Below are 13,201 nucleotides of genomic sequence, written 5' to 3'. Positions count from 1 at the left end.
TGGTAATCTTTGACATGACCGCCTCCCATTAAGGATTGTTGCGATCCCACCTTGGCACAGCGATGCCGTCGGGGGGCGGTTACAGCATCAAAGCCCTCGCCATGACTTCATCAGCGTGGTTTCTCGCCATCAAATGAAGGTCGCGAGGTAGGTCATGGTCGAACGTAGTGTGTTGTTGGCGCGCAAGAAGACATTCGGGGATCGTCAGACGCTAACTTACAAGGCTGTGCCCTCGGACTTGCAACAAGCTGGCAAGGCAGGCGATGTCCTGACACCCGACGTGGAGATTGGCAGTTATCGTGTCACTGCCGTTGTTGACTGGTGTGAAGTCGAGTTTCGCTTTGCAAAGAATACGCAGTTTCAGCATGTGCAGACGGTTCTCACGCAGCACTACCGTAGTGATCGCCGCACATACGTGGATCCAGTCGGGGCGGGGCCGGGCTATGTTGCCAACACTTTCAAGATCCGCTTCCAAGAGCCGAGAAAGGACCTTCTTCAATCGGTGCTCAGGGCGCTCGACGATCGCTTTCAGGTCTTGGGCAGCACAACGACCGCGATTGAGATCAGCGTCGACTTCTATCCGAGGACGCCTTCTGACGCAGCACGGGAGCGTATGTTCGGTGTGCTGGCGCGGAGCTTATACCTCCCTTCAGACGCGTGGACGGGCCATAAAAAAGAACCAAGGTTTGCCTGGGGTGCAAAGGGCAAGGACAGCCAGTTGTTTGCGCCGGACTCCATACTCCGAGGAGGCGTGAGCCAAGGCGCCCGTTTTGGGGTTCCCTACGACGCGACCTTCTACTTGGGTCAACGAGATGGACCTCGCATGTGGCGCCTGATGGACAAGATCATTGATAGGCAGCGGTTCGCGGATGATTTTGTTCAGTTGAATGATGAAGAGAAGCGGGTCCGCCTCGAGGTCACGCTGCGGGGCCATGAAGTCGCCAAGGTGAAGCTTGGGGATCCGGAACAGCTGTTTGGCTATAACTTTACCCAGCTGCAGAGAGAGTGCTTTTCCATGAAGCTGCCTGTCGTGCCTGTCGGCAAGGACCCGATTTCGAGCGTGCGGCGGGTAATTAGGGAGCGAATATTCCTCCGAGGCGGTGTGATTGCTTTGACCGCGAAGCGCGTTGCTCTCCGGTCGAAACGCAAGGAAGTGAGAAATGCGTTGGTTGAGCGTGCGAAACAGGCTGGCCGTCGGGCCGGCCTGCCCCGCGTTGCTGCACCTGGAAGCGAGCAGTATGGGTTGGTGAGTTACATAGAGCTCTCCAAGGAGATCAATGACGCCTTGAGCAAGCTGAGCCGTCATTGGAGGTGAGCTGCCGTGTCGAGCCCGCTTGGGTGTGGAGGTCTTTCAGGTCTCTGGTGTGAGGCAGGTGATCCGTGTTCTACGCCTCTCTTTAGTTATTAGAGTTATTAGGACTCGGGACGACCGCCTGTCAGTTGGAACCAGTGCGCATTCTTCAAGATATGAGGTTTCCGCGAGGAATGAGGGACGGTGGTCTGGTCGCGATGGCGTAAAAAACCTGTTTCGCCACTGGGGTGGGCTAGTCCTCATCGGCTGGTCCGGTTTCAGTCTTAGTGCATGACGGATCTTGGAGCTACAGTCGGGGTGCCCCGGCGAAGCGGCTCCGGAAGGTGGAGGCAATCGTTGCACGACCTCTGGAGCTGGCGGCCGAAAGCCGAGTGACGAGTGTGGTCGCGCGGTATTGTAGTGGACCCGTCATTCCAAGGTCAGCATAAGCGGCGTCTCAGGTCGATGTAGTGGGCGCAGCTGGGTATTCCGTTTGGTTCTAATTCCTTTGGCCGGAAATTTTGGGGCACTCGCGAGGGCCCTTCTGCAGAAGTGAGGCGGTTTCCATGGCGTCGTTCTGCCTGGCAGCGGCACAGGACGACGCTCTTGCGATACTGGGGCGAAAGCTCACCAATAAGACGCCCTGAGCTTCACAAGCTGCCGCGGTTGTCCTGCAGAATTGTTCGTGTTCTATCTTTACTATCAAGCGGAGCGGGCTTCGTGTCTCTTCGTTTCAAGGCCAGAAGGTATTCTTATGTCTGTATCCACGCTGCTCGACGGTATCGAGAAGGGACGCATCGTGCTGCCCGCTATCCAAAGGGATTTTGTGTGGAACGCAGATAGGATCGAGAAGCTGTTCGACTCCCTGTTCCGCGGCTATCCCATCGGAGTCGTCCTGCTTTGGGACACGACCGAGGCGATCCAGTATCGGACTTTCGTAGCCGACCATCGTCGCGGCGCGGAAGCCGCCTACAGGGTCAACGACGGGGAAACGGTGCAGCTGGTCCTCGACGGACAGCAGCGGCTGACCTCCCTCTATATCGCGCTGCGCGGCTCTCTGAATGGGCGCAGGCTGCACTTCGACGTCCTCAGCGGTCGCAGTTCAGACGACGCGAGCGAGGAGAAGTTCTCGTTTAAGTTCATGACCAAGGAAGAAGCGGAGGTGCGGAACGCCGAGGCTGTGACAGATAGCGACAAGGCTGCGATGCCTTCGCACTACGTTGCGCTCGCGGATTTCTCCGGTCAGTCCGCTCCGGGAAGTAAGCTCGGCCGTCAGCTTACGAAGAAATTCGATCTGAGCGAGGACGACCAGGACCGCGTCAGCGACAACCTGCGGCGTCCCGTGAGCATCATGACCGAGACGGGTGGGCTGCTACAGGAGCAGATCATCGACGCGGGCCTGCCCCAAGACTCCCCGGAACGGAAAACTGTGTTCGATATCCTTGAAATCTTCATGCGGATCAACACGCAGGGCATCAATCTAACGCGGTCGGATCTGATCCTGTCTATGCTCCGCCTCCACTGGCCGGACGCGACCGACGCGCTCCCGAAGTTCATCGCGGACGTGAACGCCAAGAGCAGCATCCAGATCGACTCAGATTTCGTGATCCGCTGCATCTTCTCTGTGGCGGGTCTCGGGACCCGGCTCGACATTGGGCTGCTTCGCAAGGCCAAGAACGTTGAAAAGGTGAAGGGCGCTTACGAGAGCACCACGGCCGCGATCCGTTCAGCTTTGGATTTCGCCCAGGACGAGTGCCGGATCGGATCGGTCAAGCTGCTCAACGGTCTCAACACGCTGGTGCCCGTCGTCCACTTCCTCGCGGCGAAGAAGAAGCCCGTCGTCGCACCGACGGAGAGGGCGGACCTGCGCAGGGCCATCTACCTAATCGCATTCTCCGGCGTGTTGACCAAGCACTCGGATAGCCGTCCTGGAGGACTCGTCCGCGAGGCCCTCGGGGGCAAGGCCACCGGCTTTCCCTATGAACGCGTTGCGAGATACGTGAAGGCAAAGACCCGTATTGAGAGTGCAGACAACCAACTCTTCGGAAGCCACGTCCCCCTAGCCTTGGCCTTGGTGCAGAACAGGAAGGATGGCAAAACCCTCTACGCGCGCAACGTTGTTGAGACAGATCACATCTTCCCACGCGCGAAGTATGGGGACGACCCATTGATCGATGACATTGGAAACCTCTGGTTTCTCCCCCAGCACGTGAACCGCAGTAAGACGGACGCAAAGCCGGCAACCTACCTTGCGGACGTGGACGACGCGGTGCTCGAGGCGGCGCTGATCGACCGCGGAAACTTGACAAAGCGCTTCGCGACCTTCGTAAGGGGGCGCCGCAAGGCGATGATTGCAGCGTTGCAGGAGAGAACCGGGATCTCGTCCCTGTAAGCTATGTTAGGCTGAAACAGACCTTCACGCCTTTCGCACCGAACGAGAGCTTCGTCCCGCGCTCCGGGCCTTAGCAGGACGGCGGTTGAACAGCGGCTTTGGTTCAGAACGTCATTATCAGTGCTGTCGGCTTTCCAATACACCGGCACAGGAGCCTTGGCGGAGTTATCTTGTCGGTCAGGTCGGTCAAGTCGGTCAGCCGCCGCTGTTCACCGACTCGACCGACTTGAACGAGCTGCTTAGTCCTCGATGCGATTCTTGTAGATGGCATAGACCCTCTCACGCGATGCCCCCGGAAGGGAGAGTGTGAAAGTCAATGCAGTCGCGCTCTCGGTCCGCAGGAGCGCTTGGTCACGCATGTAGGAGGCCGCTCGCTGAGCATCACTCCCATGAAGTTCGTTCCATGTTTCTTTGGTAAGGAAGTAGTGTCGTTCATCCTGCCAGCCAGAAGCACCGCCTGCGGTGCCGCTTTTCCGGTCCGGGAGAGAGCTACCATGCTGCACCAGGAAGTTCTTGGTCCTGATCAGGTATGACTCGGGGCCGCTCGCAGGTTCTGACATCCAGTCGCTGTGCCACTCGCCGAAGAGCGCTTTTATTCCCAGAAGCGCCTCTCCCTTCTCCCATCCAGTCAAGCCCTTCGCTGTCGCGAGCTCGCCGGCAAGCGCGGCGACCGCGAAGCTACGCGCCGCGCGAATGACGCGCCCATCGGAATTCTTCGGCAAACCGTTCAACATACCCTTCTCAAACTTCGCGAGATTCTTCTGATGATGACTGGCCAGCCTCGAGCCACCGACTTCGCAGAGAGAGCGAACGAAGTCCGGGCCGGAGGTCCCACCTTCATCGCGAGCTGCCAGCCCCAAGTCGCGAGCGAACTGCGAGGCGTCCGCTCTCGAGTGAAGATCATCGAAGGCGCCGTATGAGCGTTGGTCGGCAGGAACATCGATTAGCCGGACCTTTTGTCCGTCCTGTTGGCTAGTCGGCAAGCGAGCCAAGTGCTTTTTTGCCGATATCTCTCCTGTCGAGAGCCATGCGACTTTCCATCCGGGGCAGCTGGCGTCATTGAAGCGCGTCTTTCCGTGGCCATTGGCCAGCATGTAGATCGACCCGTCGACCACCTTGGGGTTTGCCTCGTGCATCTCGTCCAGCACCAGGAGTTGATCGTTTCGCTGCAACGCCAGCTGCTCCAGGCCATTGTCAGTTGCGCGCCAAGTGGGAATGGACGAAGTCGCCGACCAGACCGACGCTGCAACGCGCAGCAAAGTCGATTTGCCTGTCGACGAGCGTCCGCGAAGGTGAAAGCCGGTGCCATCCACGTTAAGGATGCGAAGCAGCGGGCCGGCAAAGGCCTGTGAGACGGCCAGCAAGGCGAGAGGATTTCCGCTGCAAAGGGTGCCAACTCTTTCACGCCACTTCTCAGGGGTTGCAGAGGCAGGCTGACGGTCTTGGCTCTTGTGTAGAGAAGGTGCTGCGACGGCAATGGGCCGGCCGATGCGGTGGCTGCCGATCAGGAAGCAGTCAAAGTCGTTCCCCTGCCAGCCGTTAGCCTGAGCTTGCTCAAGTATTCTCTCCGGCGCGGACTTCACGAGGAAACGATGCACCAAGGCCTTGACGGACTTCTCGGTCCCGAACGTCATGCCCTTATCAAGCAACGGCGAGAGTGCCTTTTGTTGGCCACTCTGAAGTTCGGAGTTCGGGATCTGGGCAAATCGGGTTTGCCCGTTGGGGTCCTTGACGGCGACCAGCAGGCTCCAGCCGCTGCCGTCGCGCCTACAAGACCGCGCCATAGGATAGATGGGGCTGCAAATCTGGACCCACTCCGGGCTGTCCGTTTCCTCAGAGAGAGCCCAGAGACCATCCATTCGTAGCTCGAAGCCGTCCGGAAAACCTGCGGTTGAGGTGCTCGCTTCCCGACCAAAAAAGTCTTTCATGGGCTGCCAGCGCAGATTGCGGGAATCCTCGCTTGTTTCCGAGTTGCTGGCGTGTGCGGGCTGTGTGTCGTTTGTAGGGAATTGGTAGGTCATGATAGCTCCTTAGGGTTAGGCGAGCAGGATTGTTCACCGAGCGCACATCGCTCGGCGGGAAGGCCGCGTCTGTTTTGTCTGGGGTTGGGCTAGGGCAGCCTATGAGCTGCGTCGCGTGGGCGCTTGGCGGTGGCTCTGATCAGCGCGAGGCTTCCCACGCTTCAATGTCAGTCAAGCGCCAGCGTGTAACGCCAGCGCTGAGCCGGACGGCCTCTGGAAAAGTGCCGAGCCGAGCCCACCGCCAAATCGTGTCCTTTGAGACGGAAAGGCGGGTGGCGACGTCGTTGACGGTAAGGTAAAAAGTGCTGCTCATGATTTCTCCTCACGAAACTGGACGCAGGGGATCGGTCGGCAGCCAGTGGGGGCGGCTGCCGGTCGATGGACGATCAATTGGCTTGGGGGAGAGGCTTAGAGCCCCTTGATTTTCCACTTCCGGAAGGACCAGCGGACTTGCTTGTCCAGCTCTTTCAAGAGCTCCGAGATGTGCGCGGCCTGCTCGAGCGCAGCCTTGCGGCTATCTTTGTCCGTGAGGTCAGAGTCCTCGAGTTCGGCCAACCGCCGCGTCAACTCATCTTTCTTATACTCGTTCACGAAATCAGCCAGTTCCTGGGCCGCAAAGAGAAGCTGGTCGATCATGTTTTCGGCGCGCCCGATCGATCCCTTGAAGCCACCGAAGAGTTCGTCCGGATTCTCACCCGGGTCGATGTCTTCGCTGACGTGCTGCTCAGGGCCGCTGTCGTCAATGAAGAGCGGGAAATCGAGCCCCATCAGGCCAAAGTTGAGCGAGGCATCGAAGCCCGTGGGGTGCACCTCCTGATACTGGTAGAACGGCGTCTTCAGGTAGGGGTATGTGCTGTCCTCGAGCAGGTGCTGCTCTTGGCGCTCACGTTCTAGCTGACGCCTTTTGCGTTCGTTCGCCGACATTGACATGTAAGGCTCCTTCGCTTGCCTGGTGTGAGTGTGAATGTAGCATTCACGTTCACGGCAGTCAAGCGCCTTGATGGAGAAAGCGCCGAGCCCCTGACGCGATTCTTCATCAAGCTCGGAAGCGAGCACATGGTTTGTTGTGGGGATTTATGGTGGGAAGATCTCAGGTGCTCATCGAAACACCTGCGTTTCCAGATACTTGCCGGGATGCATGGCGGAGAGGAAGGGATTCGAACCCTCGAGACGGTTTCCCGCCTACACACTTTCCAGGCGTGCGCCTTCGACCACTCGGCCACCTCTCCGCGGACCCCTCTATCGGAAGCGCCATGGGGGGTGCAAGAGCTTTTGGGTGAGTGATGATACCGGAATGTCGCAAAAGAAAACGGCCGCCGCGATTGCCGCGACGGCCGTTTCGATTTGTCGGGCTGACCTCGCCGAAGGGCGCGGCCAGGAGGCTCTTATTGGGCAGTCGCCTGTGCGACGTCCACGGTCACGCCGGGGCCCATGGTCGAGCTGATGGCGATCTTCTTCATGTAGGTGCCCTTGGCGCCCGCGGGTTTCGCGGCAGCCACGGCGCTGACGAAGGCGCGGATGTTCTCGGCCAGCTTGTCCGCGTCGAAGGACAGCTTGCCCACGCCCGCGTGGATCACGCCGGCTTTCTCGGCCTTGAACTGGACCTGGCCGCCCTTGGCGTCCTTGACGGCCTGGGCCACGTCCATGGTCACCGTGCCGACCTTGGGGTTCGGCATCAGGTTCCGCGGGCCGAGGATCTTGCCGAGACGGCCGACGATCGGCATCATGTCCGGCGTGGCGATGCAGCGATCGAACTCGATCGTGCCACCCTGGATCGTTTCCATCAGGTCCTCTGCGCCGACGATGTCGGCACCCGCTGCCTGCGCTTCCTCGGCCTTGGGGCCACGGGCGAAGACGGCGACGCGGACTGTCTTGCCGGTGCCGTTGGGCAGGCCGACGACGCCGCGGACCATCTGGTCGGCGTGGCGCGGATCGACGCCGAGGTTCATCGCGATCTCGACGGTTTCGTCGAACTTGGCACCGGAGAGCGACTTGATGAGGCTGACGGCCTCCTCGATCGACAGGTTCTCCTTGCCGGCGACGGCTTCACGTGCCGCGCGGACGCGCTTTGCAACTTTTGCCATGGTTGTTACCCCTTCACCTCGATGCCCATCGACTTGGCGGAGCCAAGGACGATCTTCATCGCCGCGTCGACGTCGGTTGCGGACAGGTCGCGCATCTTGGCTTCCGCGATCTCGCGGACCTGGGCGACGGTGACGGTCGCGATGGTCTCGCGGCCCGGCTTTTCGGCGCCGCGCGGACGGTTGCGCTTGCCCACGGGCTTCAGGCCCGCTGCCTTCTTCAGGTAGTAGGACGCCGGCGGCGTCTTGATGTCCATCGTGAAGGACTTGTCCTGATAGTAGGTGATCAGGGTCGGGCAGGGCGCGCCCGGTTCCATCTCCTGCGTCTTGGCGTTGAACGCCTTGCAGAATTCCATGATGTTGATGCCGCGCTGACCCAGGGCAGGGCCGACCGGCGGCGAGGGGTTGGCTTTGCCTGCAGGGATCTGCAGCTTCATGGTGCCGGCAAGCTTCTTGGCCATCGGCTTTCTCCTTTTCCATCTCCCCGTCCGACGCGACGGCGGGGCTTTCGTGTGGCGTGGTCAGGTCCGGACATCGCGATGCCCTCGCCTCCCACGAGTCGGCGCGGAATCCGCGCGCAAGGCCGCCCCATAGCTCAGACGGCCCTGCTTGGCAAGGGGCGCGGCTGGGTGCGCCGCGAGAGTGTCCCGGGCCGGGACACTTTCCCGGGTCAATGAAATCAATAGGTTGGGATCCCGGGTTTACCGGATCTTAGGAATGTCCCGCGGGCAGGCGTCGAAAGAAGGGGGCTCTGCCCCCGTCCCTGCGGGACTCCCCCGAGGTATTTTGTGCGAGAAGAAATCAGGGCAGGGGGCGGCCTGACAGGGCCTGCCCTGAGGACTGCGCGCGATGGCAGCAGGGCGGGGTGCGCGAGTGACGGGGGAGGCGTGCTCGGCGCGGTGTGTAAAACGGGAAGCGATCCCGTAACGGAGGATGAGACGGGTGTTCGGGCAGGTGCGGACGCGGAGCCAGGTGCAGAGCTGAGGCCGGGAAGGGAGACGGGGAGGGCGAGCTTCGTCGCGACGGGCGCTTGTGCTGCGTCTGCGGGATTGGCTGATATCATGACATGCAGGTGCGATCTCTGTGGGGGCACCGGGGCTGGCCAGCGCGTTCCAGGGAGATGGCGTCGTAGAAGAGGAGGCCACATGCCGAAAATTCCCGCCAGCGCATGGCGCGACCACGAAGCCGCCCCGCACCCGGTCTCCGGTCAGACCGACGGGCCCTATTCCGAGATGCCGCTGGGCGATCTGGTGGGGCTCACGCAATACGGGGTTCACCTCGAGCGCCTTCCGCCGGGGTCGCGGTCCTCGCACCGGCATTGGCACGAGGAGGAGGACGAGTTCGTCTACCTGCTGTCGGGCGAGCTGGTGCTGATCGAGGAAGGCGAGGTCGCGCTTGTCGCCGGCTAGGCCGCCGGGTGGAAGGCCGGGCAGCCGGTTGCGCATTGCTTCGAGAACCGGTCGGACCGCGATGCGATCATGCTGGTGGTGGGGACGCGGCTGGCGGCGGACGTGGTCCATTACCCCGATCACGACATGATCCTGCACAGGGGGCCGAGTCGCCGGAGCTACACCCGCGGCGACGGGACCCCGATTGGCCTGGAGGACTGAGGGCCGGAAACGAAAACACCCCGGAGTGGGCTCCGGGGCGCGGGAAATCAGATCGGTGAGGTCCGGGGCGCCGCCAGCCTGGCGGCGCGGCGCTCACATGTCCTTGGAGACCTGAGTGAACTCCAGCTCGACCGGGGTTTCGCGGCCGAAGATCGACACGGCAACGCGCAGGCGCTGGTTGTCGTCGTCGACGCTCTCGATCATGCCGTCGAAGCCCTCGAAGGGGCCCTCGTTGACCTTGACCTTCTCGCCCACCTCGAAGTGGATGAGCGTGCGCGGGGCTTCCTCGCCTTCCTGCACGCGGCCCAGGATCGCCTCGACCTCGGCATCGCGCATGGGCATCGGGCGCCCCTGTGGCCCGAGGAAACCGGTCACGCGGTTGATCGAGTTGATCAGGTGATAGCCACGATCGGACATTTCCATGTGCACCAGCACGTAGCCGGGCATGAAGCGACGCTCGGTGGTCACCTTCTTGCCGCGACGAACCTCGATCACCTCTTCGGTGGGGACCAGTACCTCGTCGATCTGGTCCTCGAGCTGCTGCTCCTCGACCGCCGTCCGGATCTGTTCGGCGATCTTCTTCTCGAAGTTCGAGAGCACGCTCACCGAATACCACCGCTTCGCCATCTGGCCTCGTCCTTGTTCCTGTCCTTCGGGCGCGCAGGGCCCCAAAGATGTTTGTCCCCAAATGAAAACCGGCGTGCAACACGACTCATTGCACGCCCGGCTCGATTGAGTGCGCCGTCTTTACCCGCGGGCTCCGCAGGTTTCAAGAGGCCGAGGCTTCAGCCGAAGGCGCCGAGGATGGCCTGCAGGCCGCCGCGGATCAGCATGTCGACCAGTGCAAAGAACACGGCCGTCAGGGCTGCCATTATGAGGACCATGATGGTCGTCAGCACCACCTCGCGGCGGGTCGGCCAGACGACCTTCGCGATTTCGGCGCGGACCTGCTGGATGAACTGGAGCGGATTGGTGCGTGCCATGAAGCGTTCCCGTCGGTGAATTGCGCGGTGCCTTACGCGGTTGCGGCCCGGATGGCAAGGCATGAGCCCGGGGCGTCAGCCAATGAACGCGCCCGCGGCGCGTGCCCGTGCGTGCGGTAGGGCGGCGGCGATACTTGTCCATAGCACGAAAATTCACGCCTTTGTCATGGGCTTAGGGGAACGCTTGGGGGAGATGCGGGTTTTGAGTGCACAATCGCGGCGGCGCAAGGCCGTCGCAATGATGACGGAAAACGGAGATATAGACATGAAGACCATCGTGAGTGCAATCGCCCTGTCCGCCGGCCTCGCAACTGCTGCTTTCGCACAGGATGCAGGCACCGAAGAAGCCACCACCCTGACCGAAGGCGAGGTCGCACAGGTCATGACGCACGAGCCGAGCCTCGATGTCGAGAGCCTGACGGACGAAGAAGTCCTGATCATCAAGCAGGCCGTCGCGTCCGGCGACGACACCGAGCTGCGCGAGACGCTCGAGCAGATCGCAGCCGACGACTGATTTCCTGTAGAGCGTTCGCTCGCAGCAAAAGGCCGCCCCATCCGGGCGGCCTTTTTTGTTGCGCGCTTCCTGTGGCCGCGGCCCTTGAGCGCGCCAGGCGGCTTCTCTGTCGCCGTGGGCGGCCGGGTGCGGGCGCGATGCAAGGCGTCTCGCCGGTGTCGCGCGGAAGGCGCGGGATCTCTGCATGATGTCGGGGTGGGAAATGCGGGCCTGGCAGGGGCAGCAGGGCTCGAACCCGCGACCTACGGTTTTGGAGACCGTCGCTCTACCAACTGAGCTATACCCCTATGGCCGACCCGTCAGGTACGCGAAGGCCGGGCGAAGATCAAGGGGCCTTTCCGCGGCGGGAAGGGGCGTCGTACCGGATTTTTTGTCCGGGCCACCTTAGTTGACGCTACGTCACAATGAGAGTTTTCCGAGATAGGTGCGACGCGGGCGTGAAGGCGCGCGACGGCTTCGTGCGCTGGTTCCGGGGCGTTGTTCTCGGCGCATGACCTTGGCTTGTTGGGCCGCACCAAGAACGTGCATGAGTGCACATCCGTGGTCATCGGGTTCAATCACAAGCGCGCAAGATTTTGTGACTAGACAGAGATTTATTCGTGATTTCAACGCGCTGGAGAAGCACCTACATGAGCTTCACGAGACGCACAGAAGCGCTCCACGAATAATCACGAGCCAACAGAGCTCGCGCCAACCGTAAGAAGGAAGAGAACAATGAAGACCGTATTCGCATCCGCCCTCGTTGCCGCCACCGCCCTGACCGGTGCTGCCTATGCTGCCACTCCCGCGCAGCTGACCGAGATCCAGAAGTACGCGCCCAACGCCGACGTCACGAGCGTGACCGACCGCGAAGCCGCGCTGGCACTCTCGATCATCCGCAGCGGCGACAACGACGCCGACAAGCGCCAGGAAGTCCGGAACCTGCTCCGCTGAGCAGGCCGGCCTTCGGGCCGCTCCAGACACAGACACTCCCAGTCAGACCGGGCCGGCGCCGATCGCCGCCTGGTTCCTCCCAGAGATCCGATAGGAACACGTCATGAAAACCATCTTCGCATCCGCCCTCGTCGCCGCCACCGCTCTTTCCGGTGCAGCTTATGCTGCCATTCCGCAGGCACAGATGCTCGAGATCCAGAAGTACGCGCCCAATGCCGACGTCACGACCGTGACCGACCGCGAAGCTGCCCTGGCGCTCTCGATCATCCGCAGCGACGACAACGACGCCGACAAGCGCCAGGAAGTCCGGAACCTGCTGCGCTGAGCGCACCCCGGTCCTGATCTCGCAATTCCGGCGGAGCCCTGCTCCGCCGACCACACCCAGATTCGATAGGAACATGTCATGAAAACCATCTTCGCATCCGCCCTCGTTGCCGCCACCGCCCTGACCGGTGCAGCCTATGCTGCTACCCCCGCGCAGCTGACCGAGATCCAGAAGTACGCACCCAACGCCGACGTGACCTCCGTCAGCGACCGCGAAGCCGCTCTGGCCGTCTCGATCATCCGCAGCGGCGACAGCGAAAACGACAAGCGTCAGGGAGTTCAGAACCTCCTGCGCTGAGCGCGGCCGGTCCTGATGCCCATGGAGGCAAGGACATGCGTTACGTCGCAATCATCGCCCTGGTCCTGACCGGTCTGACCGGTGGGGCCTGGGCCGCGCAGCCGACGGTGCAGCCGCTGCTCTACGCGCCGCTGCCCGACATGCCGACACTGCCCGGCATCTGGCCTGCACCCCAACCCGAGACCGTCCGCATCGGCGAGACGGCCTCCCCCACAAGCTGACGCCTCGCGTCGGCAGACAGACATCGAAAAGGAACACGCAATGAAAACCATCTTCGCATCCGCCCTCGTCGCCGCCACCGCCCTGACCGGTGCCGCCTATGCAGCCACTCCCGCGCAGCTGACCGAGATCCAGAAGTACGCGCCCAACGCCGACGTCACGAGCGTGACCGACCGCGAAGCGGCACTGGCCGTCTCGATCATCCGCAGCGGCGACAGCGAAAACGACAAGCGCCAGGAAGTGCAGAACCTCCTGCGCTGAGCCTCCAGACAGACCTCACTCCCTGTCGAAAGGGTCGTCCCGCAAGGGACGGCCCTTTTTCTATGCGCGCTAGGCTGCCAGCCACCGGAGAATCGCCCATGAAAAAGGGCGCCGGGTTTCCCCGGCGCCCTCTTGCCCCTACGGGCGGATGTGGTGACGGGGCCATGGCCCCGTCAGTCGATCACTCGACGATCTTGGAGACGACGCCGGAGCCGACGGTGCGGCCGCCTTCGCGGATGGCGAAGCGGAGGCCGTCTTCCATGGCGATCGGGGC

18 protein-coding genes, 2 tRNA genes and 1 pseudogene are annotated in these 13,201 nt (G+C 61.9%); 10 read left to right on the top strand and 11 right to left on the bottom strand.

Going from position 1 to position 13,201, the window contains the following annotated elements; genetic code table 11:
* The first annotated feature begins 154 nt into the window (after positions 1-154).
* Positions 155-1,315, top strand: a complete 1,161-nt coding sequence (locus C8N44_RS22005; RefSeq protein WP_107978881.1) for a hypothetical protein — start codon at positions 155-157, stop codon at positions 1,313-1,315.
* A 260-nt stretch (positions 1,316-1,575) separates the two neighbouring features.
* Here the strand turns inward: C8N44_RS22005 and C8N44_RS22000 are convergent.
* Positions 1,576-1,720, bottom strand: a pseudogene (locus C8N44_RS22000) (IS3 family transposase); the annotation flags it as partial.
* 325 nt (positions 1,721-2,045) lie between these two features.
* Here C8N44_RS22000 and C8N44_RS21995 point away from each other — a divergent pair.
* Complete coding sequence (locus tag C8N44_RS21995; RefSeq protein ID WP_107978880.1) at positions 2,046-3,683, top strand: DUF262 domain-containing protein; 1,638 nt, start codon at positions 2,046-2,048, stop codon at positions 3,681-3,683.
* Positions 3,684-3,922: 239 nt separating this feature from the next.
* Here C8N44_RS21995 and C8N44_RS21990 read toward each other — a convergent pair whose 3' ends face one another.
* The 6 genes from C8N44_RS21990 to rplK form a co-directional block, all read right to left on the bottom strand.
* Positions 3,923-5,704, bottom strand: a complete 1,782-nt coding sequence (locus C8N44_RS21990) for a DUF927 domain-containing protein (protein WP_107978879.1) — start codon at positions 5,702-5,704, stop codon at positions 3,923-3,925.
* A gap of 139 nt (positions 5,705-5,843) precedes the next feature.
* Positions 5,844-6,017, bottom strand: a complete 174-nt coding sequence (locus C8N44_RS21985) for a helix-turn-helix transcriptional regulator (RefSeq protein ID WP_107978878.1) — start codon at positions 6,015-6,017, stop codon at positions 5,844-5,846.
* Positions 6,018-6,112: 95 nt separating this feature from the next.
* Positions 6,113-6,634 (bottom strand): hypothetical protein, encoded by a 522-nt coding sequence (locus C8N44_RS21980; RefSeq protein WP_146178901.1) that lies wholly within the window; start codon positions 6,632-6,634, stop codon positions 6,113-6,115.
* A gap of 209 nt (positions 6,635-6,843) precedes the next feature.
* Positions 6,844-6,933 (bottom strand) — tRNA-Ser (locus tag C8N44_RS21975).
* Between the two features lie 156 nt (positions 6,934-7,089).
* Positions 7,090-7,788 carry a 50S ribosomal protein L1 gene (rplA, locus tag C8N44_RS21970; protein WP_107978876.1) on the bottom strand — a complete coding sequence of 233 codons (699 nt, stop codon included), beginning with the start codon at positions 7,786-7,788 and terminating at the stop codon, positions 7,090-7,092.
* Positions 7,789-7,793: 5 nt separating this feature from the next.
* Positions 7,794-8,246: a 50S ribosomal protein L11 gene (rplK, locus tag C8N44_RS21965; RefSeq protein WP_107978875.1), complete on the bottom strand. Its 453-nt coding sequence runs from the start codon at positions 8,244-8,246 to the stop codon at positions 7,794-7,796.
* A 684-nt stretch (positions 8,247-8,930) separates the two neighbouring features.
* On the opposite strand from rplK, the gene C8N44_RS23970 reads away from it, so the two are divergent.
* Both C8N44_RS23970 and C8N44_RS24085 read left to right on the top strand, forming a co-directional pair.
* On the top strand, positions 8,931-9,194 hold the full coding sequence (locus C8N44_RS23970) for a cupin domain-containing protein (protein ID WP_244641181.1): 264 nt from the start codon (positions 8,931-8,933) through the stop codon (positions 9,192-9,194).
* Positions 9,195-9,263: 69 nt separating this feature from the next.
* Positions 9,264-9,395, top strand: coding sequence for a hypothetical protein (locus tag C8N44_RS24085; protein WP_280952971.1), 132 nt, complete (start codon positions 9,264-9,266; stop codon positions 9,393-9,395).
* Positions 9,396-9,488: 93 nt separating this feature from the next.
* On the opposite strand, the gene nusG is transcribed toward C8N44_RS24085, so the two are convergent.
* Positions 9,489-10,022: a transcription termination/antitermination protein NusG gene (gene nusG / locus C8N44_RS21955; RefSeq protein WP_107978874.1), complete on the bottom strand. Its 534-nt coding sequence runs from the start codon at positions 10,020-10,022 to the stop codon at positions 9,489-9,491.
* 158 nt (positions 10,023-10,180) lie between these two features.
* On the bottom strand, positions 10,181-10,378 hold the full coding sequence (secE, locus tag C8N44_RS21950; protein ID WP_107978873.1) for a preprotein translocase subunit SecE: 198 nt from the start codon (positions 10,376-10,378) through the stop codon (positions 10,181-10,183).
* Positions 10,379-10,643: 265 nt separating this feature from the next.
* Here secE and C8N44_RS21945 point away from each other — a divergent pair, with 265 nt between their 5' ends.
* Positions 10,644-10,892, top strand: a complete 249-nt coding sequence (locus C8N44_RS21945) for a DUF2147 domain-containing protein (RefSeq protein ID WP_107978872.1) — start codon at positions 10,644-10,646, stop codon at positions 10,890-10,892.
* A 211-nt stretch (positions 10,893-11,103) separates the two neighbouring features.
* Here C8N44_RS21945 and C8N44_RS21940 read toward each other — a convergent pair.
* A tRNA-Trp gene (locus tag C8N44_RS21940) sits at positions 11,104-11,179 on the bottom strand.
* 427 nt (positions 11,180-11,606) lie between these two features.
* On the opposite strand from C8N44_RS21940, the gene C8N44_RS21935 reads away from it, so the two are divergent.
* From C8N44_RS21935 to C8N44_RS21915, 5 genes are all read left to right on the top strand, one after another.
* Positions 11,607-11,825, top strand: a complete 219-nt coding sequence (locus C8N44_RS21935) for a hypothetical protein (protein ID WP_107978871.1) — start codon at positions 11,607-11,609, stop codon at positions 11,823-11,825.
* 103 nt (positions 11,826-11,928) lie between these two features.
* A complete protein-coding gene (locus C8N44_RS21930; protein ID WP_107978870.1) occupies positions 11,929-12,150 on the top strand; it encodes a hypothetical protein in 222 nt (73 codons plus the stop codon).
* Between the two features lie 78 nt (positions 12,151-12,228).
* The gene (locus tag C8N44_RS21925; RefSeq protein WP_107978869.1) at positions 12,229-12,447 is read left to right on the top strand and encodes a hypothetical protein; all 219 of its coding nucleotides are present in this window, start codon (positions 12,229-12,231) and stop codon (positions 12,445-12,447) included.
* 35 nt (positions 12,448-12,482) lie between these two features.
* The gene (locus tag C8N44_RS21920) at positions 12,483-12,668 is read left to right on the top strand and encodes a hypothetical protein (RefSeq protein ID WP_107978868.1); all 186 of its coding nucleotides are present in this window, start codon (positions 12,483-12,485) and stop codon (positions 12,666-12,668) included.
* Between the two features lie 40 nt (positions 12,669-12,708).
* A complete protein-coding gene (locus tag C8N44_RS21915; RefSeq protein WP_107978867.1) occupies positions 12,709-12,927 on the top strand; it encodes a hypothetical protein in 219 nt (72 codons plus the stop codon).
* A 181-nt stretch (positions 12,928-13,108) separates the two neighbouring features.
* Here C8N44_RS21915 and C8N44_RS21910 read toward each other — a convergent pair.
* Positions 13,109-13,201 (bottom strand): EF-Tu C-terminal domain-related protein (locus tag C8N44_RS21910; RefSeq protein WP_210204150.1); only part of this gene is annotated, 93 nt, incomplete at its 5' end.

This window comes from Allosediminivita pacifica, assembly GCF_003054175.1.
Classification (GTDB): Bacteria; Pseudomonadota; Alphaproteobacteria; order Rhodobacterales; family Rhodobacteraceae; genus Allosediminivita; species Allosediminivita pacifica.
The sequence above is the reverse complement of the archived record's forward strand: the minus strand, read 5'-3'. Positions and strand labels throughout refer to the sequence as shown.

Bases quoted from the DNA above. Each gene is read 5' to 3' on its own strand.
- C8N44_RS22005 (WP_107978881.1), top strand. From the start codon at position 155: ATGGTCGAACGTAGTGTGTTGTTGGCGCGCAAGAAGACATTCGGGGAT.
- C8N44_RS21995 (WP_107978880.1), top strand. From the start codon at position 2,046: ATGTCTGTATCCACGCTGCTCGACGGTATCGAGAAGGGACGCATCGTG.
- C8N44_RS21990 (WP_107978879.1), bottom strand. From the start codon at position 5,704: ATGACCTACCAATTCCCTACAAACGACACACAGCCCGCACACGCCAGC.
- C8N44_RS21985 (WP_107978878.1), bottom strand. From the start codon at position 6,017: ATGAGCAGCACTTTTTACCTTACCGTCAACGACGTCGCCACCCGCCTT.
- C8N44_RS21980 (WP_146178901.1), bottom strand. From the start codon at position 6,634: ATGTCAATGTCGGCGAACGAACGCAAAAGGCGTCAGCTAGAACGTGAG.
- rplA (WP_107978876.1), bottom strand. From the start codon at position 7,788: ATGGCAAAAGTTGCAAAGCGCGTCCGCGCGGCACGTGAAGCCGTCGCC.
- rplK (WP_107978875.1), bottom strand. From the start codon at position 8,246: ATGGCCAAGAAGCTTGCCGGCACCATGAAGCTGCAGATCCCTGCAGGC.
- C8N44_RS23970 (WP_244641181.1), top strand. From the start codon at position 8,931: ATGCCGAAAATTCCCGCCAGCGCATGGCGCGACCACGAAGCCGCCCCG.
- C8N44_RS24085 (WP_280952971.1), top strand. From the start codon at position 9,264: ATGCTGGTGGTGGGGACGCGGCTGGCGGCGGACGTGGTCCATTACCCC.
- nusG (WP_107978874.1), bottom strand. From the start codon at position 10,022: ATGGCGAAGCGGTGGTATTCGGTGAGCGTGCTCTCGAACTTCGAGAAG.
- secE (WP_107978873.1), bottom strand. From the start codon at position 10,378: ATGGCACGCACCAATCCGCTCCAGTTCATCCAGCAGGTCCGCGCCGAA.
- C8N44_RS21945 (WP_107978872.1), top strand. From the start codon at position 10,644: ATGAAGACCATCGTGAGTGCAATCGCCCTGTCCGCCGGCCTCGCAACT.
- C8N44_RS21935 (WP_107978871.1), top strand. From the start codon at position 11,607: ATGAAGACCGTATTCGCATCCGCCCTCGTTGCCGCCACCGCCCTGACC.
- C8N44_RS21930 (WP_107978870.1), top strand. From the start codon at position 11,929: ATGAAAACCATCTTCGCATCCGCCCTCGTCGCCGCCACCGCTCTTTCC.
- C8N44_RS21925 (WP_107978869.1), top strand. From the start codon at position 12,229: ATGAAAACCATCTTCGCATCCGCCCTCGTTGCCGCCACCGCCCTGACC.
- C8N44_RS21920 (WP_107978868.1), top strand. From the start codon at position 12,483: ATGCGTTACGTCGCAATCATCGCCCTGGTCCTGACCGGTCTGACCGGT.
- C8N44_RS21915 (WP_107978867.1), top strand. From the start codon at position 12,709: ATGAAAACCATCTTCGCATCCGCCCTCGTCGCCGCCACCGCCCTGACC.